The following is a 24,169-nucleotide window of genomic DNA, read 5'->3' on the forward strand; positions in this document are numbered from 1 at the left end:
CGCTAGGTGATCAGCGCGGTCACCACTGCGGCCACCCACCCGCCGGCCACGCCGATCGCGATGCCCAGCACAAACCATCGCAACACCGGGCGCTCCCGCCAGCTCCATAATGTTGGCGAAAGACCGCCCACGGCAACGACGTTGAGCAGAATAGCCCACAGCGGATGCACATGGACCAGGCCAAGACTCAGCACCACCACACCCACGGCGACCACGACGGCCACACACATCGACGAGACGATGCCCTCTACCCACGGGGTGTCGGAATCGGTCATGGCGCGAGCCTAGCGCGCTCATAGAACGCCAACGCCGCGGCGGTGGCGACGTTCAACGAGTCGGTGCCATTGGCCATGGGGATGCGCACGCGCACATCGCTGGCACGCAACGCGACATCGGTCAGCCCCGGCCCCTCGGCGCCCACCATCAGCGCCACCTTCTCGTCCCGCAATGACGGGATCGCATCCGCCAGGGCCTGCGAGTCTCCGGCTGGAGTCATGGCCAGCAACCGGAATCCGTTGTCCCGCAGCCTATACAACGACTTCGGCCATTCCGGAAGACGCGCGAAGGGCACCAGCAACGCATGCCCCATGGACACCCGTACCGCCCTGCGATAGAGGGGGTCGGCGCAGCCGCTGCCGAAAAGGACGGCATCGACCCCCATTCCGGCAGCGTTACGGAAGATCGAACCCAGATTCTCGTGATCGTTGACGCCCTCGAGCACCGCTACGGTGCGAGCGCTCTGTATCAGTTCGGCCGCCGACAGCTCCTCGGGGCGACGCGACGCCGCGAGCACCCCACGATTGAGATGGAAGCCAACGACTTCCGCCATGACTTCGGCGCTGGCCCGGTAGTACGGAACGTCAACCGGTTTGAGATCGACTGCCAACTCGGCCAGGCGGCGATCGGTACCCAGGAGCGCGAAGGGCTGGAAGCGCGAGGCCAGCATGCGCTGCGCCACCAACACACCCTCGGCGATCACCAGACCCTTGCCACTGGGCAGGTCGGGCCGGCGGTCCACGCTGTTGAGATCGCGGAAGCTGTCCAAACGCGGATCGTCGGCGTTGTCGACGTCGATGACCAACATCTAGGCCCGCCTGCCCAGCGGGGTCGGTTCGCATACCGGGGTTGCGGCGGGAGCGGGTGGGACAACACCGCTGCCTTCCAGAACCTCTTCGGCGACAACCGGACACGGATGCCGGCGTAAATACACCGCGCACGCCAGACCCGCGGCCAACGACACCAACCCACCGATCAACAGCGGCATACGGCCGCCGTGAAGATCTGCCAACCAACCCACCAGCGGACTGCCCAGCGGAGTCCCGCCCAGGAACGCCACCATATAGATGCCCATCACCCTTCCCCGCAGCTGCGAATCCACGGACAACTGAATGATATTCATCGCCGACGTGGTGAACGTCAGCGCCAGCAGGCCCGCCGGGACAAGGGCGAGCGCCACCGACAGATAGGTGGGCATCACACTCACAATCGCCTCGGAAACTCCAAAAGCCATTGCCGCGCCGTAGAACAACGTCATACGCACCTTCTTGGTGCGGCGGGCCGCGAGGGTGGCACCGAGCAGCGTGCCGGTGGCAAGGGCCGTGGACAGCAGCCCGTACGACTCCGCGCCCCGTCCGAAGGTCTCCCGGGCCAGCACCGCGAGTGTCAACGAAAAGTTCAGCCCGAAGGTCGAGACCAAGCACACCGTCAGCATGATCATGAACAGGTCGCGCCGGTGCCACACATAGGAGAAGCCCTGGCGTAGTTGCCCCTTCGCCGCAGGCACAGGATCGCTCTGGTGCAGCTCGTCTGGTCGCATGCGCCACAGCGCGATTCCCACACCGATGAAGCTGACGAAGTTCAGCAGGAAGACCCAACCGGTGCCGACCAGACCTATCAGCACGCCGGAGATCGCCGGCCCGATGATGCCTGCGAGGTTGAACACCATCGAATTGAGCCCGACCGCGTTGGGTAGGTGTTCCGGGCCCACCATCTCGATGGTGAAGGACTGGCGGGTGGGTGCTTCGATCGCCGCGGCACATCCCATCGCAAAGGCCACCACCATCACATGCCAGATCCGAACCAGTCCGGTGACCTGTAGCAGCCCCACGGTCAACGCGAACAGCGCCATCAGCGCCTGGGTGACCATGAGCATCCGCCGCTTGTCGTAACGGTCAGCGAGCATCCCGCCCCAGACCGAGAGCAGCAGCGTCGGCCCGAATTGCAGGGCCATCACCACGCCGAGCAGGAAAGCATTGCCATGGGAGAGGTCCAGCACCAGCCAGTCTTGCGCCACCCGCTGCATCCAGGTGCCGACGAGCGACACCATCTGGCCGCTGATCCACAACCGATAGTTACGTGTGCGCAGCGATACGAATATCCCGCCGCGGTCAGCCACGGGAGTTTATTTTAGAGACTAACGAGGTTGTCAGCTAACCGTTTTCATTGACCAGTGCCGACAACAGGTCGGTTGCCTGCCGCAGGATCGCTCGTTGATCCGGGGTGAAATCCGTCAGGTGCTCGCGCAGCCATTCCTCGCGGGCGCTGCGATCGGCCTGCACAATGTCCGCTCCGGCCTCCGACAACGAGACGACCACCTGGCGTCCGTCGGTCGGATGTGCCGAGCGCTCCACCAGCCCGAGCTCGGCCAACGAAGCAATCACCCGTGTCATCGACGGCGGTTGCACGCGCTCGCGTGCGGCCAGTGCACCCGGGGTCATCGCACCCTCGTTCAGCAATGTGGCCAACGCCGACAGCTGCGTCAACGAGACGGGGGAGTCCGCACGGCGAAACCGCAGATGCCGGGCCAGTCTGATCACAACAAGCGACAGATCGCTGGCCAACCGGGCGTCGGGGTCGCTCACGGCCCAAACCTTACGGCACGTCCAGGGCTTTCACAGCGACTGAGCCGACTAAGCCATCGCCCGGTGTCGTCGCCCGCGTATGCTCCGCATCTAGTGGACACCCCCGCGCCCCAACCTCCCCCGCTGCCGGCCGCATTGCTCAATCCGTGGCCGGTCGTCGTCGCAGGCACCGTGCTGTGGCTGATTGCCAACGTTCTTGCCTTCACCATCCCCGCGTTCGAAAGCTGGCGTCCCGTCACGCTCGCCGGACTCGGTACTGGCGCGCTGGGCACCACCATCGTCCTGTTGCAGGTACGGGCGGCGCGGCGCGGTTCACGCGGCGCGCAAACCGGCCTGTAGCCGAAACCCGCAACACCACCCTGGAAAAAGAGGAGCCATCCCATGCCCAACGCGTCATTGCTGGAAACTGCCGTCGAGATCAATGCGCCCGTGGACAAGGTGTGGGGTTTGATCTCCGACCTCGAGAACATGCCGCGATGGAGCCCGCAGACCCGCAAGATGTTCGTGCGCGGCCCCGTGCAGGCAGGCACCAACGTCATCAACTACAACCGCAAGGGCTGGAAGGTGTGGCCGACCCGCGCCGTGCTGACCGCCGTCGAGCCCAACAGGCGCCTGGCCTGGCACGTCAAGGACAACCTGAGCGAGTGGAGCTACGACCTGGAGCCCACCGCCGCCGGCGGCACCCGGGTGACCGAGCGCCGTGTGCTGGGCGAGAAGCGGTCGGCCATCTCCACCAACCTGCAGAACCTGATGTTCGGCGGCACCGAGGTGTTCGACGAGGTGCTGCTCGAAGGCATGCGGACCTCACTGTCCAAGATCAAGGCCGCCGCGGAAGGCGTCTAAGCCCTACGCCGAGTGCGAGCGTGACGCGGATTTCTTCGCAGATTTCCGCGTGCGGCTCGCACTCGATGGCGATCAGTCAGCCAGATCCAGCACGCCGTCGTCGAAGGGCTCGTACAACGGCATGGCCGAGTTGACCGGCTGTGGCGTATCGGAATGAGCGCCGCAGCCGTACTCGATGTGCACGACGTGTCCGTCGGCCGACATCGAGTTCGCGCACACGCCGAAGGCGACGCCCAGCGATCCGGCCAGCGGCAGGTAGAAACCGCAGGACCGACACACCCGGCGGGTGGCACGCGCCATCTCCGTATCGGGCCCCCAGTCGCCGTCAAACCACCGCTGTGCGGCATCGATGCGCCCGGTCAGGCTCAGCACCTGCTTACGCCCCAGCCCGATCTCACCAGCTGTCTCGGTGACCTGCGCGTCTCCGCTGTCGGTATACCCAGGCACCAGCCGGGGGTCATTGGGCGGCGGCGCGAGCAGGTCGCCGGGGCTCAAATCGCCCGGGCGGATTCGCTCGTCCCACGGAATCCAGTTCGGGGCACGCAGCGCCTCGCTGCCCGGCACGAGCACGACTTCGCTGACGGTCGCGACGGTGGCGCCGGGCGGTGCGGCCATCACCACCTCCCAGTGCCAACCGCGGTACCCAGGCAGCTCGGCCTCGAAACGGTGGGTCAACGCATGTAGATCGCTGTACTCGGAGGAGGCCCCGAGGTACTTGCCCACGGTCTCCCCACTGAACTCGACAATGGCCGTACGTGCCTGCTCGATACAGGTGTACAGGGCGTCGCGGCCGGAGATAGTGATGTCCATCGCTGACCATCCTCTCACCGTGAGGGACAATCGATGCGTGCGGGACGACTACGCGCGGTTCGGGAACCGCCACGGCAGTAGCGACTCCCCATCTCGGCGCCCTAACCAGGATTCGCGCGACGCCAATTCCCACCCGGGTATGGCCAACTATCCGACGGGCTCATCGAACCGCTACCTGCCGCCGCTCGGCGACGAACGTCGTGAGCGAGTACGCCGACAACCCCCGCCCGAGCAGGACAACCCTCAGAAGCTGACGGTCACCCGGGTCGCCGCAATGCGCAGCCGCGAGATGGGTTCCCGGATGTACGGGCTGTTCCACAAGGCCGCGACGGCCGACGGTGCCGACAAGTCGGGCCTGACCGCCCTCACCTATCCGGTCATGGCCAACTTCGCGGTGGACGCCGCGATGGCGGTGGCCCTGGCCAACACACTCTTCTTCGCCGCTGCCACCGCCGAATCCAAGAGCAAGGTGGCGCTGTATCTGCTGATCACGATCGCGCCGTTCGCCGTCATCGCCCCACTGATCGGCCCCGCACTGGATCGCCTGCAACACGGGCGCCGGGCCGCGCTGGCGGCCTCGTTCGGGCTGCGCATCGCGCTCGCCATCATCATGGTCGCCAACTATGACGGCGCCAGCGGCGGCTTCCCACCCTGGGTTCTGTATCCGTGCGCGCTGTCAATGCTGGTGCTGTCCAAGTCCTTTGGCGTGTTGCGTAGCGCCGTCACGCCGCGTGTGCTGCCACCCACCATCGACCTTGTTCGAGTCAATTCGCGGCTCACCACCTTCGGCTTGGTCGGCGGCACGATCGTGGGCGGCGCGATCGCCGGAGCCTTCGAGCTCGCATTCACTCGGCTGTTCCATTTACCCGGAGCGCTTTTCGTCGTGATGGCGGCCGCGGCCGTCGGCGCCTGGGCATCCATGCGCATCCCGAAGTGGGTCGAGGTAACCGCCGGTGAGGTGCCTACCACCTTTGGCTATCACGGCGACGACGGCGAACATCCCACCGTGCTGCTGCGGCGCTCCCACAAGCAGCAGGACAAGGTCCGTCAGCCGCTGGGCCGCAACATCATCACCGCCCTGTGGGGCAACGGCACCATCAAGGTGATGGTGGGGTTCCTCACCCTGTACCCGGCGTTCGTCGCCAAATCCCATGACGCACACGGATTCCAACAGCTCGCCATGCTCGGCATGATCGGCGCCGCCGCGGGTATCGGGAACTTCGCCGGCAATGCCACCAGCGCCCGGCTCAAGCTCGGCCGTCCCGCCCTGCTCGTGGTGCGCTGCGCCAGCGCGGTGACGGTGGTGGCGCTAGCAGCGGCCATCGCCGGCGTCCTGGCGGTGGTGGTGTTCGCGACACTCGTGACATCGGGAGTCAGCGCCATCGCGAAGGCATCCCTGGACGCGTCGTTGCAGGACGACCTGCCCGAGGAATCCCGCGCATCGGCGTTCGGGCGGTCCGAGGCCCTGCTGCAGCTGTCCTGGGTGCTCGGCGGTGCGATCGGCGTGATGATCTACACCGATCTGTGGGTGGGTTTCACGGTGATCTCGGCGGTGCTCATTCTCGGCCTGGCGCAGACGCTGGCCAGCTTCCGCGGCGCCTCCTTGATTCCGGGCCTGGGCGGTAACCGCCCGGTGATGGCCGAACAAGAAGGTGGCAAGGTACACGCGTGAAAGCGAAACTGACGGCGCTGGCCGTTGTCCTGGTGCTGACTGCTGCCGCCATGGTCGGGTTCATCGCCTGGCAGCTGCACGGCTATAAGGATGAACGGCCCGAGATCAGCGCTTTCACCCATGGCACCGCGATCCACGCCGCGCCCTATCAGTACTGCGACAAGAACAAGTTGGATCAGTGCGACCCACTCGGGCATACCGTCGAACTGGCCGTCAATGCTCATGAGCCCGTGCAGCTTTCGGTTGACGGCCGGATCGCCAAGGCGCCGTGGATGCTGTCCAGGATCTACGCGCCGGCGGGCGATGCCGACCACAAGCGGGCCGAGTCGAGCGTGTACCGCGACCACCGGACCGCCGTGACGATCCCCACGGTCGACGGCGACGGACGGCGACTACTGGGGCTGGAGATCAAGCTCCCCACGGTGGTTCAGACCGAGACGGGTGACCTGTTGGAGGTCACCCACGCCGTCTGGTCGGTCGCGACCGTCTGGAAGGACTAACGCCGCGCGCGATACTTCGCGCGCACCTCGGCGTCCAGATGTTCGGTGGCGTAGCTGAGTGCGGTGCGGCCCATGGCCGCTGCATGCTCGTCCAGATATCCGAGAAGAACCTCGGTGCCACAGCGCTTTCCGGCCTCGCGGAGCATCCAGCCGTAAGCCTTCTGAATGAGGTCACGACGGTCCTCGATCACCAATGGGGCCACGGCGAGGAGCGGCTCCGCATCTCCGCGCCTGATGAACGCGAACGTACCGATGATGCCCACCCGCCTGCGCCACAGATCATCGTCGGCGGCCAGCTCCAGTAGCGGCGAATAGCTTTGGCCGACAAGCCACTCGCCCACAATCTGTTCCGCCGAGGAATCGACAAGGTCCCAGTTGTTCACCCGGCCGGCACGAACCTGCTCCAGATACATGCCCACCCAGGCGTCGCGCTCGACGCCGGTGGCGTGCGCGAACTCCCAGACCGCCAAGACGAGCGCGGTCAATCGGTGCTCATGCACATCGCTGGCGAGCAGCCGTGCCACCTCATCACGTCCGATGCCACGGAACTGCCGCGCGAGCGTGCGTTGATCGGGTACGGATACGCCCACAAAGACGTCGCCCTCGCCGTACTCGCCGGGCCCGGTCTTGAAGAACCGCGCCGACTTCTCGGCGCGATCGGAATTACCGGCAGCGTCAAGCGCCGCCATCACATCCTCGGCGCGGACGGATGTCAGGTCAGGCGTCCAACTCGCTGGCGACGGCGCGCACAACCTCGGACACCTTGCGGGCGATCTTGCGGTCGGGGTAGCGCCCCTTGCGCAGCTCGGTCTGCACTGTGCCCTCCAGCAGAGTGATCATGTCCTCGATCATTCCGTGCAGTTCGTCAGTGGTGTGCTTGTGATTGACCGGCCCACTGCTTTCGCGGCGCGTCTTCTGCACCGACGGCGGTGCGTCGATCAACTTGACGCTCAGCGCCTGCGGCCCACGACGGCCGGCGGCCATGCCGAACTCGACCTTCTGTCCGGCCTTGAGCCCCTCAACGCCAGCAGGCAGCGCCGAGGACCGGACGTACACGTCCTCGCCGTCCTCCTGCGACAGGAAGCCGAAGCCCTTCTCGGCGTCGTACCACTTGACCTTGCCGGTTGGCACTGCACTCACCTCACATGATTAACGCGCCCCAAATAGGACGCGGTGACTGGTCATCCTACTCGGCTCGCGCAAGTGGTCGCTACGCTGGACTTATGACCCCGTTGATCGATTCATTCGGCCGCATCGCGACCGACTTACGGGTGTCTTTGACCGACCGGTGCAATCTGCGCTGCACGTACTGCATGCCTGCGGAGGGACTGGACTGGTTGCGCAGCGAGACGCTGCTCACCACCGATGAATACATCCGGCTCATCGGTATCGCGGTAACCGAGTTGGGGATCGACAGCGTCCGGTTCACCGGCGGGGAGCCGCTGATTTTCAAGGACCTGGAGTGGCTCGTCGCCCAGGTCGCGACCCTGTCACCGCGGCCGGACATCGCGCTCACCACCAACGGCATCGGTCTGGACCGCAAGGCCGCCGCGCTGCGCGACGCCGGGCTGAACCGCATCAACGTGTCACTGGATACGTTGGACACGGATCGCTTCGCCGCGATCACTCGCCGTGATCGGCTATCCGATGTTCTCAGGGGCCTGGATGCCGCACGTTCCGTCGGACTGTCACCCATCAAGATCAACGCGGTGCTGACACCCGAGCAATACAAAGAGGATGCCGTCGCACTGCTTCATTTCAGCCTCGACCACGGGTATGAGCTGCGCATCATCGAGCAGATGCCGTTGGATGCCGGGCACAACTGGAACAGGGACCGCATGGTGACCGCCGACGAGATCCACGCGGCACTCAGCCGGGAGTTCTCACTGAGCGAGGACCCGGCACCCCGAGGCAGCGCCCCAGCGCAACGCTGGCTGGTGAACGGCGGTCCCGCGACGGTCGGAATCATCGCGTCGGTGTCCCGGCCGTTCTGTGGGGATTGCGACCGCACCCGGCTGACGGCCGACGGGCAGGTGCGCAATTGCCTGTTCGCCACCACCGAGACCGATCTGCGGGGTCTGCTGCGCTCGGGGGCCGACGACGCCACCGTGGCATCGGCATGGCGGGCGGCCATGTGGGGCAAGAAGCCGGGCCACGGCATCAACGACCCGTCCTTCCTGCAACCGGACCGCCCCATGAGCGCGATCGGCGGTTAGGTGAGTATCCGTATTCGGTACTTCGCCGCCGCCGCGGCCGCGGCCGGGCTCCAGGAGGAGTCCGTCGAGCTCCCCCCAGGGGCATCATTCGACGATTTGACGCGTCATTTGGCGGCGAAGGGGCCGGAACTGGAACGCGTATTGGCGCGTTGTTCCTTTCTCTATGACGGCGTGGCGGTGCGCGACCGCTCCAACCAGCCCGAATCCGGCTCTGTCGTGGACGTTCTTCCTCCGTTCGCTGGTGGATAGAAGTCCGCTGGCCCATCCACTTCTTAAGGAAGCTCTAAGGCTTCTCTGAGAGTTGTATATAAGTATCGTCGAATAATTTCGTGATCTACGACACATCTCAAAAGGTCACAGCAAGATCACGGCGTGGACACGGGGCGGTGGAGTCACGCAATAACCTGCACAGACCCCACCCCCGCCGGGAATAAACGCACCCAGCTGTGGACGAAACACCGTGAAATGTCCAACATGACGGGACGCGCATCGACACGTACCGTCATCCGAAGTCCATACCCGCGCACCGAGCTCCGTCCCTCGGGTATGGCACCTCGTCGGTAAACCAAGGGACGGAGGCGGGGGACCCATCCGCCGGAGATCCACCCGATCTCCAGCACGAACCTTGATGGTTCTTGGGGTGAAGCCCGGGCAACCGGGCCGAGCGACCTCTCGTTCGAACCCGACAGCTGACCTCGCAGGTGCGTCACAGAGAGGAACACGACGGATATATGAGCGGACGGCACAGTAAGCCCAGCAAGGCTGGCGCCAAGGCGGCCAAGGTCGCGGTAGCAGGCGCAGGTCTTGTCGGCGGAGGCCTGATGATGGCCGCGACGGCTGCAGCAGCCACCGACGGCGAATGGGATCAGGTCGCACGCTGCGAGTCGGGCGGCAACTGGGCCATCAACACCGGTAACGGGTACCAGGGCGGACTGCAGTTCTCGCCCAGCACCTGGATCAACAGCGGTGGCGGTCAGTACGCCCCGTCCGCTCACCTGGCCACCAAGGACCAGCAGATCGCGGTCGCCGAAAAGGTGCTCGCAGGGCAGGGCCGTGGCGCCTGGCCGGTCTGCGGCCGTGGCCTTTCCGGTTCCACCCCCCGCACCGCTCCCGCGGCCAACATCACCCAGGCCTCGCACCACGAATCGCAGGCCGCCGAGCCCGCACCGGCTCCCGAGCCCGCTGCCGAGGGCGATGAGCAGATCGTCGCCGAGGCCCCCGAGGCTCCGGCCATCGACGAAGCGCCCGCCCCCGCGGAGGCTCCGGCTCCCGAGGCCCAGGATGTCGACTTCCAGTCCGGCCCCGCACCGGCGCCCGAGCCCGAACCCGCCCCGGCGGATGAGGCTCCCGCGCCCGAGCTGATCGCCGCTCCCGCACCGGAGGCTCCCGTCGTCGACGGGACTCCGGCTCCCGACGCGGCTCCGGCTCCCGAAGCCCCCGCCGCCGACGACCAGGTGCTGCCGTACGAGTTCCAGTCCGGCCCGGCCCCCGCCGAGCCCGCCCCGGCCCCCGAGCCCGCCCCGGCGCCCGCGCCTGCTGCGGCCGACATCCCGCTTCCCGCGGGTGTGCCGGACACAGCAGACATCGGGTTCGCCGCCGGCAAGGCAGCATTCGATGCCGGTCCGGTTGCCTCTAACGGCATCCCGACGAGCCCCGAGGCAATCGCGGGCGTCGTCCGGCACCTGCCCGACCCGAACAACCTGCCTCCCGGCACCACCGACGTGGCGCCCGGCGACAGCCGCGGAGTGTCCTACCTCAAGGACATCGTCTTCGCGATGCAGACGCAGGATGTCAAGGCCAGCGACGCGATCCTCGCTCTGGCACAGCGCTAACACACGCATCTCGTCAATCGCCCCGGCCCTCATGGCCGGGGCGATTGTCGTTGTGGGGTAATCCTTTCGGTGACCGAACCGAGCCTTTGTCAAGGGGGTTGACGTGCCAGATTCGAGGCGTACCTTGGTGACCATGACGGCATCGGCCACGCCTCCAGAGGTACCAAGCCAAGAAACATTCGAAGCGGTCTACAACGGCAAACCCATGTTCGAGGGCGCCCCCACCGCAGGTGTCCCGTGGGATATCAAGGACGCACAACCACGCATCAAGGAGCTGGCCGCCTACGGCGCGCTGCACGGTGAGATCTTGGATATCGGCTGCGGCCTCGGCGAAAACTCGATCTATCTCACGCAGCGAGGCCTGTCGGTCACCGGACTGGACTTCTCCCCCTCGGCCATCCACCAGGCGAAGCAACGCGCCGCCGCGGCGGGCGTCAGCGTGAACCTTGAGGTTGCCGACGCCACCAAGCTCGACGGCTGGGACGCAAGGTTCGACACCGTGATCGACAGCGCGGTGTATCACTGTTTTGACCACGAGGGGCATCAGCAGTACGCGAACGCCCTGCACCGCGCCACCCGACCGGGAGCGCGGTGGTTCATCGCCTGCTTCGGCGATGGCTCGGTGAACGGCATCACGATGCCGTTCGGCGTACAAGATCCCGAGGAGATCAGGAGCGTACTGGCCGAGGCTCATTGGAACATCCAATACTTCGGCAGGACAACATATCTCGGCTCCAGAGCAGCGTTTGTCGGCGCCGCGCTGGCCGGTATCGATCCCGAGCAGATGCCCGCCGACATGCGCGAGCGCTTTGCGCAGCCCGGGGTGGCGGCACAAGCACAGCAGACCTTCGAGCGTCTTCAGCAGCTCGACGACGACATGATCCACATGCCGTTCTTCAACATCGTCGCGGAAAGGGGCTAGACGCCATGAGCGCACCTACACAGAACATCTTCGAAGATCTCTATCGGGAGAGCCTCCACGAGGGCGGCCCCACTGTTCCGTGGGACTCCAAGGACGCCAAACCCCGCATCAAGGAGCTGGCCTTGCTCGGCGCGGTCCGCGGTGACGTCCTGGATATCGGCTGCGGCCTCGGGGACAATGCCATCTACCTTGCCCAGCAAGGATTTAACGTCACTGGGTTGGATTTTGCCCCCTCGGCGATCGAACAGGCCAAGGGCCGGGCGGCCGCGGCCGGCGTTGCCGTCGACTTCCACGTTGCCGATGCGACCAAGCTTGATGGCTGGGAGGGAAAGTTCGACACCGTGATCGACAGCGGTGTCTACCACTGCTTCGACGACGAGGGCCACGTGAAGTACGCGAGTGCCCTGCACCGTGCCACCCGGTCCGGAGCACGTTGGTACATCTGGTGTTTCGCGCAGGGCGGGGTGCACGGCGTGCCTACACCGTTCCAGAACGGGATGCGGGCCGAAGAGATCGAGCAGGCGCTACACACCAACGGATGGTCGGTGCGCCAGATCAACCTGACCACGATGAACGCACCAAAGGACGAATTCCTCGCCGCGATTCGCAGCTCCTATCGCGGCGACCCGGCCGTGCTGGACCGGCTGGAGCGCGATGTCAACGATCCGCTGCTGCACATCCCGGTGTACACGGTGATCGCCGCACGGGCGTAGTAGCGGTTTAGAGCAGGCGGCCCGAGAGCACGCGGGCCGCCGCCCCCGACATCAGCGCGATGGTCCACAGCGCGGGAGTGGACGCCAGCATGGATCTCACAGTGCACGTACCGGATTCGGGTTCCATGCCTTCCAGGCGCTGCGCCAGCCAGCGCAGGGCCGCGGGTGCCCCCAGCACCACCAGCGAGAGATGCTCACTGAGCTGATCGCGCCGATATGTGACATCGGTGCCGTGCGTCGCGTAGAAGCTCACCTGGCGGTCCACCTCGTCGATGCCGACGAGCTGGTCGCGCACCGCGGTATAGACGTAGACCGGGCAGGTTGGCGCCACCTTACCCAACCGCAGGTCCTCACTCATGGCGGTGAGGCCGGGCAGTGCCATGAGTTCGGCGATGGGCCGGTCCACATAGCGATCGAGACGGCGCATCGCGTATCGTCCGACAGCCTGACCCGTCGATAGCCCACGCACGGTGGTCATGATCTTTTCGCCCTGCGGCGTAAGGTGCGCCGTGAGAACCGAATCCAGCGCGGGATAGCTTCCGCGCAGGGCAGAGATCGCGGCAATACCCAGCCCGGCGAACAGTCCCCCGTCGGCCCGTTCCAAGATCTTGCTGGGGTCCGAGGCCGGTGAACCCAGTGCCGCCGCGACAATGTTGAGTTCGGGGGCATAGTTCGGCGCCATCTCCGCCGTCCACGAACTGGCAAGCCCACCACCGGAATAGCCCCACAGCCCGATGGGCGTGTTGGCCGGTAGTCGTAGTTCTCCAAATCGCAGGGTGGCCCGCAGGCTGTCGAGTACGTGATAACCGGGTTGGCGCGCAACGACATAACGCCCAGGCTGCCCTCCATGGTCGGCGACATTCACGATCCATCCCTGACGCAACGCGGCCGCCATCAACAGCAATTCGAGCTGCGGGTTGCTGAACGGGCCGCGCGCACCCTGCAGCAGGCAGTACGACGGAAAGCAAGATCGCTCACTGGAGTTGATCGCACACTGATATGCCAACAGGCGGGGAGACCGGGGCTCATGGTCGGCCGGCACCAGCACGGTGGTGGTCGAGACTTCAGGGGCACCATCCGGATCCGTGGTTCGGTACAGCAGCTGCCATGCCGTCACCCGCTGGCGCAAGCGCCCCAGGAATCCGATGTCCACGGGACGGGCATGCAGGACCGTTCCCGGCGTCGTGTCCTCGAAGCCGTCCGGCGGAACATGGAAGGGGTCATCGCTCGGGCGCGCCGGGCGCATGCCCGGGTGCGCGAAGGTCCGCGGCGCGGGCGCTGCGTCGTGGCGGCGCACAGGAATGCTCATGAACTATCGAAGCTAATGTACCCACCGCGGTGACAGTCCGATGATCTGGGTTTTTAGGTATCAGACCCCAATCGGAGCCCGGATTTTTCAGGCCGAGCCCACCCACTCGTCGCTGCCATCGGCGAAGAACTGGTGTTTCCACACCGGCAGCGCAGCCTTCACGTCGTCGACGAGGCGCTGACAGGTGGTGAATGCCTGCCGACGATGGTCGGCGCTCACCGCCACCACGAAGGCCGCCTCCCCGACCGCCAATTCACCGATGCGATGACTCACCGCGACGGCGCGCACACCGTCTGCCTGCGCCGCGATGCCTTCCACGACATCGGCGAGCACCTGCGCTGCGGACGGATGCGCCGAGTACTCCAGCCGCAGCACCGTCTTGCCGCCGTCGTGGTCGCGCACATTGCCCACGAATCCGACTGTGGCCCCAGCGGATTCGTGATCGACGAGCCGTTCGTGCTCGATCAGCGAGATGGGTTCCGCGGTCAGCAGCGCACGAGTGACGCTGGCGCTCATCCGTGATCACCCCCGCCTATCTGGTCCAGGGCGTGGTCGAGCACGCCGCCGAGCACCTCGAGCCCGTCGCGCACCCCGCCGGTGGAGCCGGGCAGGTTGACCACCAGGGTGCCTCCGGCGACCCCGCAGACGCCGCGGGACAGGATGCTGGTGGGTACGGCGGGCAGCCCGGAGCGTCTGATGGCATCGGCCAAGCCGGGGATCTGATAGTCCAGTAGCGCGGCGGTCTGTTCGGGGGTGGCATCGGTGGGCGAGAGCCCGGTGCCGCCGGTGGTGATGACGAGCGACACCCCGAGCGCGGAACGTATCGCGTCTCCCACCGCGTCACCATCGGGCACGACGATCGGTTCTTCCACCCGGAAGCCGCGTGTACCAAGCCATTCGGCGATGACGGGCCCGGTCTTGTCGGGATATTGACCGGTGGCCGCCCGAGTGGACGCCACGATCACCCGCGCAGATCTCAGGGCCGGGTCCATGTTCCGGTCTTGCCGCCCTCTTTGCGCAGCACCCTGACATCGTCGATGCGCGAGGCGGGATCGACGGCCTTGACCATGTCGTGCAATGTCAGCCCGGCGACCGTCACCGCGGTCAGCGCCTCCATCTCGACCCCGGTGCGGTCATTGGTGCGGGCGACGGCGGTGATGTCGATGTGGCTGTCGGCGATATCGAAGTCGACGTCGATGCCGGTGAGCGGTACCTGATGGCACAGCGGGATGAGTTCGCTGGTGCGTTTGGCGGCCATGATGGCGGCCAGCCGGGCGGTGGCAATGGCATCACCCTTGGGCAGGGTGCCTGCGGCGGTCCCGGTCAATAGTTCGATCACGTCCGGGGTGGTGACGAAGCGTCCCGCTGCGACGGCCTCGCGCGCGGTGGCCTGTTTGGCCGACACGTCGACCATGTGCGCAGAACCGTGCTCGTCGATATGCGAGAGACCGTCGGGCTCGGATGAGCCGCTTGCGCGAAGACTCTCGGGCACCGCTCTACTTGTTGATGACGGTGACGGGGTGAACGTAGGGCACGGACGCCACGGGGAACTCGAGGTCGCCGAAGGGTGAAAGCGCTCCGGTGCGGTCGGCCGCCAGTTCGGAGACGGCGTGCTCGCCGTCCACGTGCGCGGGCCAGCCGTTGTCGACATATTGCTCTTTGTCAGCCACGCAGCCATTGTGGCAGGCCGAGAGGCCGACGGCGAACCCAACCCGCCTCTACGCTGGTGATCGATGAGTGACGATGCGGCGTTGGCTGGTTTGGCGGCGTGGTTACGCCGCTTGCCAGATGAACAGTTGGTACAGCTGGTTCGGCTGCGGCCCGATTTGGCCTCGCCCCCTCCGGGTTCACTGGCGGCTCTGGCGGGCCGGGCGCTGTCGCGCCAGTCGGTGCGTGCGGCCACCGACAACCTGGACTTTTTGGCCCTGGCGGTGCTGGATGCGCTGTTGGTGGCGCGTGCGGATGTCACCGGCACGTCCCTGGCGAATGTGCTCGCTCAGGTCGACGGCCGTGCCACCGAGCTGCAGGTTCGCGCCACCCTGGACCGGCTGCGCGAGCTGGCGCTGGTGTGGGGGGAAGGCGAGCTGCATCTGGCGGGCGAGACCCGGTTCGGCCTCCCGTGGGTGGTCGGGCAGGTGATCAGCGAGCAGACACCTGATTCCTACGATGCGGCGCGCGCAGCCTTGGAGGCGACCGACGAACGCGGCATGGAGCTGCTGGGGGCTCTCCTGACCGGGTCTCCCATCGGCCGCACCCGGGACGCCGCTCCGGACGCCCCACCGGACCGTCCGGTGCAGCGGCTGCTGACAGCCGGACTACTGCAGCGCGTCGATGACGAGACGGTGCTGCTGCCGCGCTTCGTGGCACAGCTTCTCCGCGGCGAGGAGCCCGATCGGCTGCAGCCTCCGGCCGTGGAGACGACGTCGGCCACCCAGGCCGAGGCCGACGCGGCCGCCGCCGGCGCGGCCCTGGACCTGCTGCGCGAGGTGGGCCTGCTGCTCGAAGAGCTGAGCGTCAACCCCGCGCCGCAGCTACGCAGCGGTGGCCTGGGCGTGCGCGAGGTCAAGCGGCTGGCGAAGGCGACGGGCATCGATGACAGCCGGATAGGTCTGCTGCTGGAGGTGCTGGCCGCCGCGGAGCTGATCGCTGTCGGTGACCCCGATATCGAGACCGATGCCGAAGGCTGGCATTGGGCACCGACCGTGCAGGCCGACCGGTTCGCCGAGGTGCCGACCGCTGCCCGCTGGCTCCGGTTGATGTCGGCATGGCTGATGCTCGCGGCTCGCCCCGATCTCATCGGCAAGCGCACCAGCGATGACAAACCGATTGCGGCCCTTTCAGATTCACTGCGTTCGACGGCGGCTCCCCATGATCGAAAGCTGCTTCTGGAAGTCCTCGGTGCGCTGCAACCCGGGCAGGGATTGCGGCCCGAGGAGGCGTCCCGAATGATGCGCTGGCGTCGTCCGCGTTGGGGTGCCCGGCTGGGAACCGAACCGGTGACGGCACTGCTGTTCGAGGCGACGACGTTGGGGGTGATCGGACGTGGTGCGCTGACGACGCCTATCCGCACCTTCCTGGACAGCACGGGCGATGAGGCGGCGACGCTGGCCGCGATGGAGAAGGCGCTGCCCGCTCCCATCGACCATTTCCTGGTGCAGGCCGATCTCACCGTCGTCGCGCCCGGGCCGCTCACGCGTGAGGTGGAACTGGATCTGGCCGCGGTGGCGCAGCTCGAGTCGGCGGGGGCTGCCAGTGTCTTTCGGGTCAGCGAGGCCAGCATCCGGCGGGCCCTGGACTCCGGGCGCACCGCCACCGGCCTGCACAGCTTCTTCGGATCCAGGTCGAAAACTCCTGTCCCCCAGTCTTTGACGTATCTCGTCGACGACGTCGCGCGCCGGCATGGGCAACTTCGGGCCGGGGTGGCGACCTCGTTCCTGCGCTGTGACGACGTGGCCCTGCTGGCGCAGGTGATGGCGTCGGCGCTGGCCGAGGATCTGAGTCTGCGACTACTGGCCCCTACCGTGGCGGTCTCGCTGGCCCCGTTGGCCGAGCTGGTGGCCAGGCTGCGTTCGGCGGGCTTCGCCCCCGCCGCCGAGGATGCCACCGGCACAATCGTGGAGCTGCGGGCACACCGGGCGCGGGTGACTCCGCAACCACATCGGATGGGTTGGACGCCGCCGGTGCTCAGCGAGCCCGCCGCCGCGGCGGTCGTCAAGGCATTGCGCGCGGCGGGCGATCACGATGGGATTCGCATCGAGCCCTCGCACGCCGTGGCGCTGCTGCAGCAGTCCGCCAAGGCGCAGACCAGCGTGTTGATCGGATACGTGGACCCGGCCGGGGTGGCATCCTCGCGGGTGGTCAATCCGATCAGCGTGCGAGGCGGGCAGCTGTCGGCCTTTGACACCGCTGCCGGGCGGATCCGGGATTTCGCGATTCACCGCATCACCGCTGTCTCGCCCCCGGGCTGATCCGGTGAGCAAGCGGGCCGGTTAGCCCGTCAGCGGACACCTTCGAATGGGTTCCATGACTCACTGCCGCGAACCCAGTGCAGGTAGTAGGCCTGGTTGGCGATGGTCATGAAGGCGGCAGCAAATCCGATGGAGACTCCGCGCACTACACCGTCCGAGGCTCCGACGAGCTGCATGACAACACCGAGACTGAGGGTTATCCCCAGCAGGACCAGACCCTTGCGCCACATGCCCTTCACGAAGAAGTAGATCGGACCGAAAAAGAAGGCCAAGAAGTTGCTGGTCAGCCGCATCCGAGCGCCGAAAGGCACCGACCGGAAGAATGCGTTGGCCTCCGCCTTCGACGGCGCCGCCGCGTACTGGTCATAAAACGCGAACCGCCGCTGCCAAATCTCCGCCAGGGTGCTGCGGTCTTGTGGTGTCGTCACCGCAGCAATCTAGCAAGGACGCTCGACATCCGCTATGTCGCCGGGGGTCACTATCCTGGACCGAATGACCGATGGACCGCTGATCGTCCAGTCCGATAAGACCGTGCTGCTGGAGGTCGACCACGACCAGGCAGACGCGGCGCGCCAGGCTATCGCTCCGTTCGCCGAGCTAGAACGCGCACCCGAGCATGTGCACACCTACCGCATCACCCCGCTGGCGCTGTGGAACGCCCGTGCCGCCGGACACGATGCCGAACAAGTTGTCGACGCACTCGTCACCTTCTCCCGCTACGCGGTGCCGCAACCGCTGCTGGTGGACATCGTGGACACCATGGCCCGCTACGGGCGCCTGCAGCTGATCAAGCACCCGGCGCACGGCCTCACCCTGGTGAGCCTGGACCGCGCCGTGCTCGAAGAGGTGCTGCGGCACAAGAAGATCGCCCCCATGTTCGGCACCCGCATCGATGACGACACCATCCAGGTGCACCCCAGCGAGCGCGGCCGCATCAAGCAGATGTTGCTCAAAATCGGCTGGCCCGCCGAGGATCTCGCGGGATACGTGGACGGCGAGGCCCACCCGATCACCCTGGCGCAGGACGGCTGGGAGCTGCGCGACTATCAGCAGATGGCGGCTGACTCCTTCTGGGCCGGCGGCTCCGGTGTGGTGGTGCTGCCCTGCGGCGCCGGCAAGACGCTGGTGGGTGCCGCCGCGATGGCCAAGGCGCAGGCGACCACTCTCATCCTGGTCACCAACACCGTCGCCGGACGACAGTGGAAACGTGAGCTCATCGCGCGCACGTCGTTGACCGAGGACGAGATCGGCGAATACTCGGGCGAGCGCAAGGAGATTCGTCCGGTCACCATCGCCACCTATCAGGTGATTACCCGGCGCACCAAGGGCGAGTACCGCCATCTGGAGCTGTTCGACAGCCGGGACTGGGGCCTGATCGTCTACGACGAGGTGCACCTGCTGCCCGCTCCGGTATTCCGGATGACCGCGGACCTGCAGTCGCGGCGCCGCCTCGGCCTTACCGCCACCCTTATCCGGGAGGACGGCCGTGAGGGCGACGTGTTCAGCCTCATCGGCCCCAAGCGCTATGACGCACCATGGAAAGACATTGAGGCACAAGGCTGGATCGCACCCGCCGAATGCATCGAGGTGCGCGTCACGCTCACCGACAACGAGCGGATGATCTACGCGACCGCAGAGGCCGACGAGCGCTACAAGCTCTGCTCCACGGCCCACACGAAGATCAACGTGGTGAAGTCGATCTTGGCCCGTCATCCCGGGGCGCCGACGTTGGTGATCGGCGCATACCTGGATCAGCTGGATGAACTGGGAGCCCAGCTGGATGCCCCGGTGATCCAGGGCTCCACCAAGAACGCCGAACGCGAGGCTCTTTTCGACGCGTTCCGCAAAGGCGAGATCGGCACACTGGTGGTGTCCAAGGTAGCCAACTTCTCCATTGATCTGCCGGAAGCATCAGTGGCCGTACAGGTTTCGGGCACGTTTGGCTCACGCCAAGAGGAAGCGCAACGCCTTGGGCGGCTGCTACGCCCCAAGGCCGACGGCGGGCAGGCCTACTTCTATTCGGTGGTTTCCCGCGACACCCTCGACGCCGAGTACGCCGCACACCGGCAGCGGTTCCTGGCCGAACAGGGCTATGGCTACCGGATCACCGACGCGGACGATCTGCTGGGACCGACGATCGGTTAGCGCCCTAGCGGTGCTGCTGCCTGCAGACGCCTTCCGCGGCGGTGTCCAGCTGCACATCGGTAGAACTGATCGTCGGCGTCAGGAACCGCAGGTGCCCGATCAGTTCCCGCGGCAGATCGTCGATGTGCGTCGAGTACCGGGTGCCGTCGATCACGCTGCGCGCCGTCAGCGTGAAGGTCTTGGCGACGTCGGCGTCAAACGCCCCGTACTTCTGTAACGCCGCCGCGACCATCTGCTGAAACGGGCTCAGCTTGAGCGTGCGCAGATCGAGCGAGGGGTCGAGCTGAATCCGGATGCCCTCCGGCACCCCGCCGGGGACCGTGCCGTCCGAGCGAGTTCCTGGGTACACATAGGTGGGCGAATTGATCGGGATGGCGAAACGTAGCGCATGGTTGATCACACCCGCCTGCACATCCTCCGGTGTGATCAGCCCGGCCAGATACGACAGCTCGCCACCCGAATGCGCGGGCCCGCTGACGTGCCCTCCCGATCCGGTGTCCACCCGATAGGTGGCCTGGGCGATCGCCGACATGGATTCGGGTTTGAAGGACTGGAACTCGTATTCGCATCCGTTGGTGTCGTCAATGATCGCGATATGAGCGTCGGAGTCCTGGGTGGGCAGGTAGTGCGGCAGGTATGGAACGTCGATCGACTTTCCGCTGTTACGAATGGCGACGGTTCGGGTGGGAGTGCCCGCGGGAGCGTGATACACGGCCGAGGTCCAGATGTCCTCGTTGACGTCGATTCCCTTGACATCAGGGTGATGTTGCAGCGCCGCAATCCAATTCGGCGAGCGCGGGTCAACCGCCGGGTTGGGCTCGATGGGCTGGTTCAGGAATGAGTTGGCCGCGAAGAAGTTGCCGTTGGTCGACGGCGGGCCGGGCGCGGCCTGGGACACCGAGAACTCTTCTACCGCAGGGCCGCTCGTGCTGGAGTAGCTGACTCGCACTGTGTGTACGCCGGCCTCGACCGTGCGGGTGGCGAGGTCGGTGCCCCAGTCGCGGGTATCCGCGTGATCGAAGATCTGCTCGTCATCGAGCCATACCCGCGTCACGACACCACCGCTCATCGAGGCGATGTTGTACTGGCCCGTCACTGGGAACCGCAATGAGCCGACGGAGTCGATCGAGAATCCGTCGGTCTTCACGCCCGGCGCGGGAGAGCCCGCGAAGTTTCCTCCGACCGAGTACTCGCACCGGGCCAGCACCGCGGTGCCGGAATGATCGGTGTTGTTGTAGTAACGCGTCCAGTACTGGCCCACATCACACGGATTGGTCGAGGCGGCGTCTATCGCCTGGCGGGCCGGAGCACAACCAGCCGCCAGCACAATCAACGACAGCAGAAGGGCCGTACCGCGCACAGCCCCACTGTACGGGCGCTCGGGCTACGCGCCCGCCGCGGCGATCTTGTCGAAGTAAGCCTGGGTACGCTTCATCGAGAAACCGACGATCGCACTGACCGCCGGGGTGGCCTTGCTGATGGGGCCCGTACCGTCGATCGCCCACGCCCAGGTGAAGTCGGCGCCACGATCGGTCGGGGTCACCACATAATCCTCGGCGAAGGCTCGCAGGCCCGGCACCGGCACCGGCATGCTGGTGACGTAGAACGCCTTTCGCCTGCCTTCTTCCCAGAGGAAGTAGTGCTCATTCACCTTGGGGCCCACCGCGGGCCCGATCTTGCGGACCGCGCCGACCCCGGTGCGGGGGCTACCCCACACGACTCTGATGCCCGGTGCCAGCCACCGCAACGTGGTGTCGTTGGTCAGTTCACGCCATACCGTGTCGGCGGACACCGGCACGGAGATGGTGTGACTCGCCCGCACGGGAGCGCTGGACAGGAAGGCTTCATCGACTGCGTCAAGCGAAGGCATTCCCGTAACTTACGGTATCGGTTAGGGCGTAAACAATGGGGTTAGACCCCAATGACCTCGCGCGTGAACAAGTCGATACCGGAACGGTCGTAGGCCGCCTCCGGGAAGTTGCAGATCGCATAGCCCAGCCCCAGCTTGCGGAACTCGGCCAGGCGCTCGGCAATCTGCGCCGGGGTTCCGGCGCTCGTCGCCAGATTCCCCACCGTGGCCTCGGCGACGTCCTCGCCGATGACCGGGATCAGCCGCGCCTTGATGGCCGCCAGCCGATCGGCAACCTCGGCATCGTCGGCCCCGATCACAACATTGATGTTGGCGCTGCGGACAATCGCATCGAAATCTGTGCCGATGTCCTTGCAGTGGGCCGCAAGCACTTTCGACTTGTGCTCGAATTCCTCGGCAGTCTGCCCGAAGTTGGTGTACTGCGCGTAACGCGCGGCGATCCGCAAGGTCACCTTCTCGCCGCCACCGGCGATCCACAGTGGAATTCCCTTGGACTGCAAGGGCTTAGGCGCCACGATGGCATCGTCCACCTGATAGTAGGTGCCGTCCAGGCTCACCCGTCCGTCCCGCCAGGCGTCACGCATGATGCGCACACCCTCACGTAGCCTACCCAGACGTTCCGCGGCACCCGGGAACCCGTAGCCGTATGCGCGCCACTCATGCTCATACCAGCCGCCGCCGATACCCATCTGGGTACGTCCGCCGGAAATGATATCCACGGTGGCGGCAATCTTGGCCAGGTACACCGGGTTTCGATATCCCATCGCCGTACACATCTGCCCCAGTTTGATCCGTGAGGTCACGGCGGCGAAGGCCGACATCAGTGTCCACGCCTCATGGGTCGCTTCATCGGTGGGCACGGGCACGGTGTGAAAGTGGTCGTAGACCCACACCGAGTCCCAGGGACCACTCTCCGCGTAGTGCACGAGATCGCGCATCACCTCCCATTGACGCTTGGGTGCGATGCCGACCAAATCCAGGCGCCAGCCTTGCGGGATAAAGACTCCGAACTCCAGTGTCTCGGCCACCTGGGCCACATTACGCCGGAGCGGGTGATCCCACCCATCGGGTCAGTGCGTCCCGCAGCCCCGCATCGGAGCCCTCGCCCACCCAGGCCACATATCCATCGGGCCGTACCAGCACCGCATCTGGTGCTGTCACTTCGCCCAATACCGGAAGTTCCCACGTGCCTGAATATTTGGCGTCGACAAGGTGTACCCGATCCGTCCATCCGTCGACGTTCAGACTCTGTGAATCCCCGAAGTCGAACAGCACGGGGCGCGCGGCATGGAGGTGTTCGTAGATCCGCACCGGCCCGTCAGCGGTCACCACATCGAGGTCGGGCATCCGGCGTCCCAGCAAGGGATGTCCCTCACCCAGTTCGTAATGGATGTCCAGGGCGCTCATCATGCCGGCGATGCGCTTGCGCGGCTCGTCCATGGCCAGCAGATCGGCCATGATGTCACGCAGCGCGTCTATCCGCGGACCGGCGTCGGACAACGGTGTTTGGGCCATGGTGTTGTGCAGTACCCGCGCCGCCACCGGATGACGCTCCACCTGATAGGTATCCAACAGCGAGTCCGGGGCCTCCCCCTTGATGACCGAGGCAAGCTTCCACCCCAGATTCACCGCGTCCTGGACGCCGGTGTTCAGTCCCTGGCCACCGAACGGGAAGTGGATATGCGCGGAATCCCCGGCGAGGAACACCCGCCGATCGCGGTACCTGTCGGCCTGGCGCGTCATATCGGAGAAGCGCGACATCCAGCGTGGACTGTGCAGCCCGAAGTCTGTTCCCGCGATGGCGATGAGTGCTTCCTTCGCCTCGTCCAGGGTGGGTTCGGTACCGAGCCGATCCAGGTCGGTGCTGAAGACCAGGCGGCACCATCCCTCCTCGAAGGGCAAAATCGCGAGGAAGGCCTGTCCGGGTTTGCGTAGCAGGCCGAACTCGAGTGGCTGCTCGGTGATTTCGGCGTCGATCAACAGCGCCGAGCAGGACGGGTCGTGACCGGGAAAGCCGATCCCCGCCGTCTTACGGATGGTGCTGCGCCCGCCGTCGCATCCGACGAGGTACTGGCCGCGCATGATGCGGCCGCCGGCACGCTCGATATCCACGCCGCCGTCATCCTGGCTGAAGCCAACGACCTCGTCGTCGTAATAGATGGGGACCCCGAGCTCGCCAATCCAGGCGGCCAACGTCTTCTCGGTGTAGTGCTGGAGCAGGCCCAGCGCATACGGATGACGCGTCGGGAAGTCCTCGATGCTCATGAAAATGCCTGAGAAGTGGGTGCCCTGCATGGTCTGCCCCTGCGCAAGGAACCTCTCGGCGATCCCGCGCTGATCGAAGACTTCGATGGTGCGCGAGTGCATCCCGGCCGCACGAGATCCCACTTCCTCGTGACTGCCGCGCCGCTCCAGGACCGCGACGTCGATACCGGCCAGCGCCAGCTCACCGGCCAACATGAGCCCGGTCGGGCCGCCGCCCGCGATAACAACTGCATGCTCAGTCAT

At 66.0% G+C, this 24,169-nt stretch carries 28 protein-coding genes and 1 riboswitch; of the genes, 11 read left to right on the forward strand and 17 right to left on the reverse strand.

All coding sequences use genetic code 11. The features are described 5' to 3' along the window. Window positions 1-2 precede the first annotated feature (2 nt). The 4 genes from B4393_RS10765 to B4393_RS10780 are packed head-to-tail and all read right to left on the reverse strand — an operon-like array spanning window position 3 to window position 2,861. Window positions 3-275: a DUF2537 domain-containing protein gene (locus B4393_RS10765; protein WP_070936591.1), complete on the reverse strand. Its 273-nt coding sequence runs from the start codon at window positions 273-275 to the stop codon at window positions 3-5. Further along, window positions 272-1,084 (reverse strand): TrmH family RNA methyltransferase, encoded by an 813-nt coding sequence (locus B4393_RS10770; RefSeq protein ID WP_078334150.1) that lies wholly within the window; start codon window positions 1,082-1,084, stop codon window positions 272-274. Before B4393_RS10770 ends, B4393_RS10765 begins: the two co-directional genes overlap by 4 nt. Then, window positions 1,085-2,395: an MFS transporter gene (locus tag B4393_RS10775; protein ID WP_078334151.1), complete on the reverse strand. Its 1,311-nt coding sequence runs from the start codon at window positions 2,393-2,395 to the stop codon at window positions 1,085-1,087. A gap of 34 nt (window positions 2,396-2,429) precedes the next feature. Continuing rightward, entirely contained in the window at window positions 2,430-2,861 is a 432-nt protein-coding gene (locus tag B4393_RS10780; protein ID WP_070936594.1) for an Rv0880 family HTH-type transcriptional regulator, read from the reverse strand. Window positions 2,862-2,954: 93 nt separating this feature from the next. On the opposite strand from B4393_RS10780, the gene B4393_RS10785 reads away from it, so the two are divergent. Next, window positions 2,955-3,200, forward strand: coding sequence for a DUF2530 domain-containing protein (locus B4393_RS10785; RefSeq protein ID WP_078334152.1), 246 nt, complete (start codon window positions 2,955-2,957; stop codon window positions 3,198-3,200). 42 nt (window positions 3,201-3,242) lie between these two features. Then, window positions 3,243-3,704, forward strand: coding sequence for an SRPBCC family protein (locus B4393_RS10790; RefSeq protein WP_078334153.1), 462 nt, complete (start codon window positions 3,243-3,245; stop codon window positions 3,702-3,704). Window positions 3,705-3,776: 72 nt separating this feature from the next. Here B4393_RS10790 and B4393_RS10795 read toward each other — a convergent pair whose 3' ends face one another. Next, window positions 3,777-4,514, reverse strand: coding sequence for a DUF3027 domain-containing protein (locus tag B4393_RS10795; RefSeq protein ID WP_078334154.1), 738 nt, complete (start codon window positions 4,512-4,514; stop codon window positions 3,777-3,779). 139 nt (window positions 4,515-4,653) lie between these two features. Between B4393_RS10795 and B4393_RS10800 the strand changes: the two genes are divergently transcribed. Both B4393_RS10800 and B4393_RS10805 read left to right on the forward strand, forming a co-directional pair. Continuing rightward, a complete protein-coding gene (locus tag B4393_RS10800) occupies window positions 4,654-6,186 on the forward strand; it encodes an MFS transporter (protein ID WP_078334155.1) in 1,533 nt (510 codons plus the stop codon). Next, window positions 6,183-6,686: a DUF2771 domain-containing protein gene (locus B4393_RS10805; RefSeq protein ID WP_078282604.1), complete on the forward strand. Its 504-nt coding sequence runs from the start codon at window positions 6,183-6,185 to the stop codon at window positions 6,684-6,686. Before B4393_RS10800 ends, B4393_RS10805 begins: the two co-directional genes overlap by 4 nt. Here B4393_RS10805 and B4393_RS10810 read toward each other — a convergent pair. Continuing rightward, window positions 6,683-7,375, reverse strand: a complete 693-nt coding sequence (locus tag B4393_RS10810; RefSeq protein WP_078282603.1) for a DNA alkylation repair protein — start codon at window positions 7,373-7,375, stop codon at window positions 6,683-6,685. The two genes, B4393_RS10805 and B4393_RS10810, sit on opposite strands and share 4 nt — an antisense overlap. Before the next feature lie 28 nt (window positions 7,376-7,403). Beyond that, entirely contained in the window at window positions 7,404-7,817 is a 414-nt protein-coding gene (locus B4393_RS10815; protein WP_070936601.1) for a cold-shock protein, read from the reverse strand. 92 nt (window positions 7,818-7,909) lie between these two features. On the opposite strand from B4393_RS10815, the gene moaA reads away from it, so the two are divergent. The 5 genes from moaA to B4393_RS10845 all read left to right on the forward strand — a co-directional run bounded on the left by moaA (window position 7,910) and on the right by B4393_RS10845 (window position 12,369). Next, a complete protein-coding gene (gene moaA, locus B4393_RS10820; RefSeq protein WP_078334156.1) occupies window positions 7,910-8,902 on the forward strand; it encodes a GTP 3',8-cyclase MoaA in 993 nt (330 codons plus the stop codon). Beyond that, window positions 8,903-9,151 (forward strand): MoaD/ThiS family protein, encoded by a 249-nt coding sequence (locus tag B4393_RS10825; protein ID WP_078334157.1) that lies wholly within the window; start codon window positions 8,903-8,905, stop codon window positions 9,149-9,151. Between the two features lie 291 nt (window positions 9,152-9,442). Then, window positions 9,443-9,621: riboswitch (cyclic di-AMP (ydaO/yuaA leader) on the forward strand. Between the two features lie 12 nt (window positions 9,622-9,633). Continuing rightward, on the forward strand, window positions 9,634-10,734 hold the full coding sequence (locus tag B4393_RS10835) for a transglycosylase family protein (protein ID WP_078334430.1): 1,101 nt from the start codon (window positions 9,634-9,636) through the stop codon (window positions 10,732-10,734). A 127-nt stretch (window positions 10,735-10,861) separates the two neighbouring features. Continuing rightward, window positions 10,862-11,656: a class I SAM-dependent methyltransferase gene (locus B4393_RS10840; protein ID WP_078334158.1), complete on the forward strand. Its 795-nt coding sequence runs from the start codon at window positions 10,862-10,864 to the stop codon at window positions 11,654-11,656. A gap of 5 nt (window positions 11,657-11,661) precedes the next feature. Further along, window positions 11,662-12,369 carry a class I SAM-dependent methyltransferase gene (locus B4393_RS10845; RefSeq protein WP_078334159.1) on the forward strand — a complete coding sequence of 236 codons (708 nt, stop codon included), beginning with the start codon at window positions 11,662-11,664 and terminating at the stop codon, window positions 12,367-12,369. Window positions 12,370-12,376: 7 nt separating this feature from the next. Here B4393_RS10845 and B4393_RS10850 read toward each other — a convergent pair whose 3' ends face one another. The 5 genes from B4393_RS10850 to B4393_RS27180 form a co-directional block, all read right to left on the reverse strand. Further along, entirely contained in the window at window positions 12,377-13,678 is a 1,302-nt protein-coding gene (locus tag B4393_RS10850; protein ID WP_078334160.1) for a lipase family protein, read from the reverse strand. 87 nt (window positions 13,679-13,765) lie between these two features. Beyond that, window positions 13,766-14,194: a molybdenum cofactor biosynthesis protein MoaE gene (locus tag B4393_RS10855; protein WP_078334161.1), complete on the reverse strand. Its 429-nt coding sequence runs from the start codon at window positions 14,192-14,194 to the stop codon at window positions 13,766-13,768. After that, on the reverse strand, window positions 14,191-14,670 hold the full coding sequence (locus tag B4393_RS10860; protein ID WP_078334162.1) for a MogA/MoaB family molybdenum cofactor biosynthesis protein: 480 nt from the start codon (window positions 14,668-14,670) through the stop codon (window positions 14,191-14,193). Before B4393_RS10860 ends, B4393_RS10855 begins: the two co-directional genes overlap by 4 nt. Beyond that, window positions 14,655-15,170, reverse strand: a complete 516-nt coding sequence (moaC, locus tag B4393_RS10865; protein ID WP_109558665.1) for a cyclic pyranopterin monophosphate synthase MoaC — start codon at window positions 15,168-15,170, stop codon at window positions 14,655-14,657. Before moaC ends, B4393_RS10860 begins: the two co-directional genes overlap by 16 nt. Before the next feature lie 4 nt (window positions 15,171-15,174). Continuing rightward, complete coding sequence (locus B4393_RS27180) at window positions 15,175-15,348, reverse strand: hypothetical protein (RefSeq protein WP_052511072.1); 174 nt, start codon at window positions 15,346-15,348, stop codon at window positions 15,175-15,177. Between the two features lie 63 nt (window positions 15,349-15,411). Between B4393_RS27180 and B4393_RS10870 the strand changes: the two genes are divergently transcribed. Then, window positions 15,412-17,646, forward strand: a complete 2,235-nt coding sequence (locus B4393_RS10870; RefSeq protein ID WP_078334163.1) for a helicase-associated domain-containing protein — start codon at window positions 15,412-15,414, stop codon at window positions 17,644-17,646. Between the two features lie 29 nt (window positions 17,647-17,675). Here the strand turns inward: B4393_RS10870 and B4393_RS10875 are convergent, their stop codons facing one another. Beyond that, entirely contained in the window at window positions 17,676-18,074 is a 399-nt protein-coding gene (locus B4393_RS10875; RefSeq protein WP_078334164.1) for a DUF2628 domain-containing protein, read from the reverse strand. Window positions 18,075-18,138: 64 nt separating this feature from the next. Here B4393_RS10875 and B4393_RS10880 point away from each other — a divergent pair, with 64 nt between their 5' ends. Beyond that, window positions 18,139-19,791, forward strand: a complete 1,653-nt coding sequence (locus B4393_RS10880) for a DNA repair helicase XPB (RefSeq protein ID WP_078334432.1) — start codon at window positions 18,139-18,141, stop codon at window positions 19,789-19,791. A 4-nt stretch (window positions 19,792-19,795) separates the two neighbouring features. Here B4393_RS10880 and B4393_RS10885 read toward each other — a convergent pair whose 3' ends face one another. From B4393_RS10885 to B4393_RS10900, 4 genes are read right to left on the reverse strand one after another with little or no spacing between them, the layout of a single operon-like run. Beyond that, window positions 19,796-21,151 carry a PA14 domain-containing protein gene (locus B4393_RS10885; RefSeq protein WP_070936613.1) on the reverse strand — a complete coding sequence of 452 codons (1,356 nt, stop codon included), beginning with the start codon at window positions 21,149-21,151 and terminating at the stop codon, window positions 19,796-19,798. 24 nt (window positions 21,152-21,175) lie between these two features. Next, on the reverse strand, window positions 21,176-21,661 hold the full coding sequence (locus B4393_RS10890) for an SRPBCC family protein (protein ID WP_070936614.1): 486 nt from the start codon (window positions 21,659-21,661) through the stop codon (window positions 21,176-21,178). A gap of 41 nt (window positions 21,662-21,702) precedes the next feature. Next, entirely contained in the window at window positions 21,703-22,698 is a 996-nt protein-coding gene (locus tag B4393_RS10895) for an LLM class F420-dependent oxidoreductase (protein WP_078334165.1), read from the reverse strand. A 1-nt stretch (window position 22,699) separates the two neighbouring features. Then, window positions 22,700-24,169, reverse strand: a complete 1,470-nt coding sequence (locus B4393_RS10900; protein WP_078334166.1) for an FAD-dependent monooxygenase — start codon at window positions 24,167-24,169, stop codon at window positions 22,700-22,702.

Origin of the sequence: Mycobacteroides franklinii, assembly GCF_002013895.1 — a bacterium.
Lineage (GTDB): Bacteria > Actinomycetota > Actinomycetes > Mycobacteriales > Mycobacteriaceae > Mycobacterium > Mycobacterium franklinii.

Coding starts and splice junctions, on each gene's coding strand:
- B4393_RS10765 (WP_070936591.1), bottom strand. CDS start 275: ATGACCGATTCCGACACCCCGTGGGTAGAGGGCATCGTCTCGTCGATG.
- B4393_RS10770 (WP_078334150.1), bottom strand. CDS start 1,084: ATGTTGGTCATCGACGTCGACAACGCCGACGATCCGCGTTTGGACAGC.
- B4393_RS10790 (WP_078334153.1), top strand. CDS start 3,243: ATGCCCAACGCGTCATTGCTGGAAACTGCCGTCGAGATCAATGCGCCC.
- B4393_RS10795 (WP_078334154.1), bottom strand. CDS start 4,514: ATGGACATCACTATCTCCGGCCGCGACGCCCTGTACACCTGTATCGAG.
- B4393_RS10800 (WP_078334155.1), top strand. CDS start 4,654: ATGGCCAACTATCCGACGGGCTCATCGAACCGCTACCTGCCGCCGCTC.
- B4393_RS10810 (WP_078282603.1), bottom strand. CDS start 7,375: ATGGCGGCGCTTGACGCTGCCGGTAATTCCGATCGCGCCGAGAAGTCG.
- moaA (WP_078334156.1), top strand. CDS start 7,910: ATGACCCCGTTGATCGATTCATTCGGCCGCATCGCGACCGACTTACGG.
- B4393_RS10835 (WP_078334430.1), top strand. CDS start 9,634: ATGAGCGGACGGCACAGTAAGCCCAGCAAGGCTGGCGCCAAGGCGGCC.
- B4393_RS10845 (WP_078334159.1), top strand. CDS start 11,662: ATGAGCGCACCTACACAGAACATCTTCGAAGATCTCTATCGGGAGAGC.
- B4393_RS10850 (WP_078334160.1), bottom strand. CDS start 13,678: ATGAGCATTCCTGTGCGCCGCCACGACGCAGCGCCCGCGCCGCGGACC.
- B4393_RS10855 (WP_078334161.1), bottom strand. CDS start 14,194: ATGAGCGCCAGCGTCACTCGTGCGCTGCTGACCGCGGAACCCATCTCG.
- B4393_RS10860 (WP_078334162.1), bottom strand. CDS start 14,670: ATGGACCCGGCCCTGAGATCTGCGCGGGTGATCGTGGCGTCCACTCGG.
- B4393_RS10870 (WP_078334163.1), top strand. CDS start 15,412: ATGAGTGACGATGCGGCGTTGGCTGGTTTGGCGGCGTGGTTACGCCGC.
- B4393_RS10880 (WP_078334432.1), top strand. CDS start 18,139: ATGACCGATGGACCGCTGATCGTCCAGTCCGATAAGACCGTGCTGCTG.
- B4393_RS10890 (WP_070936614.1), bottom strand. CDS start 21,661: ATGCCTTCGCTTGACGCAGTCGATGAAGCCTTCCTGTCCAGCGCTCCC.
- B4393_RS10900 (WP_078334166.1), bottom strand. CDS start 24,169: ATGACTGAGCATGCAGTTGTTATCGCGGGCGGCGGCCCGACCGGGCTC.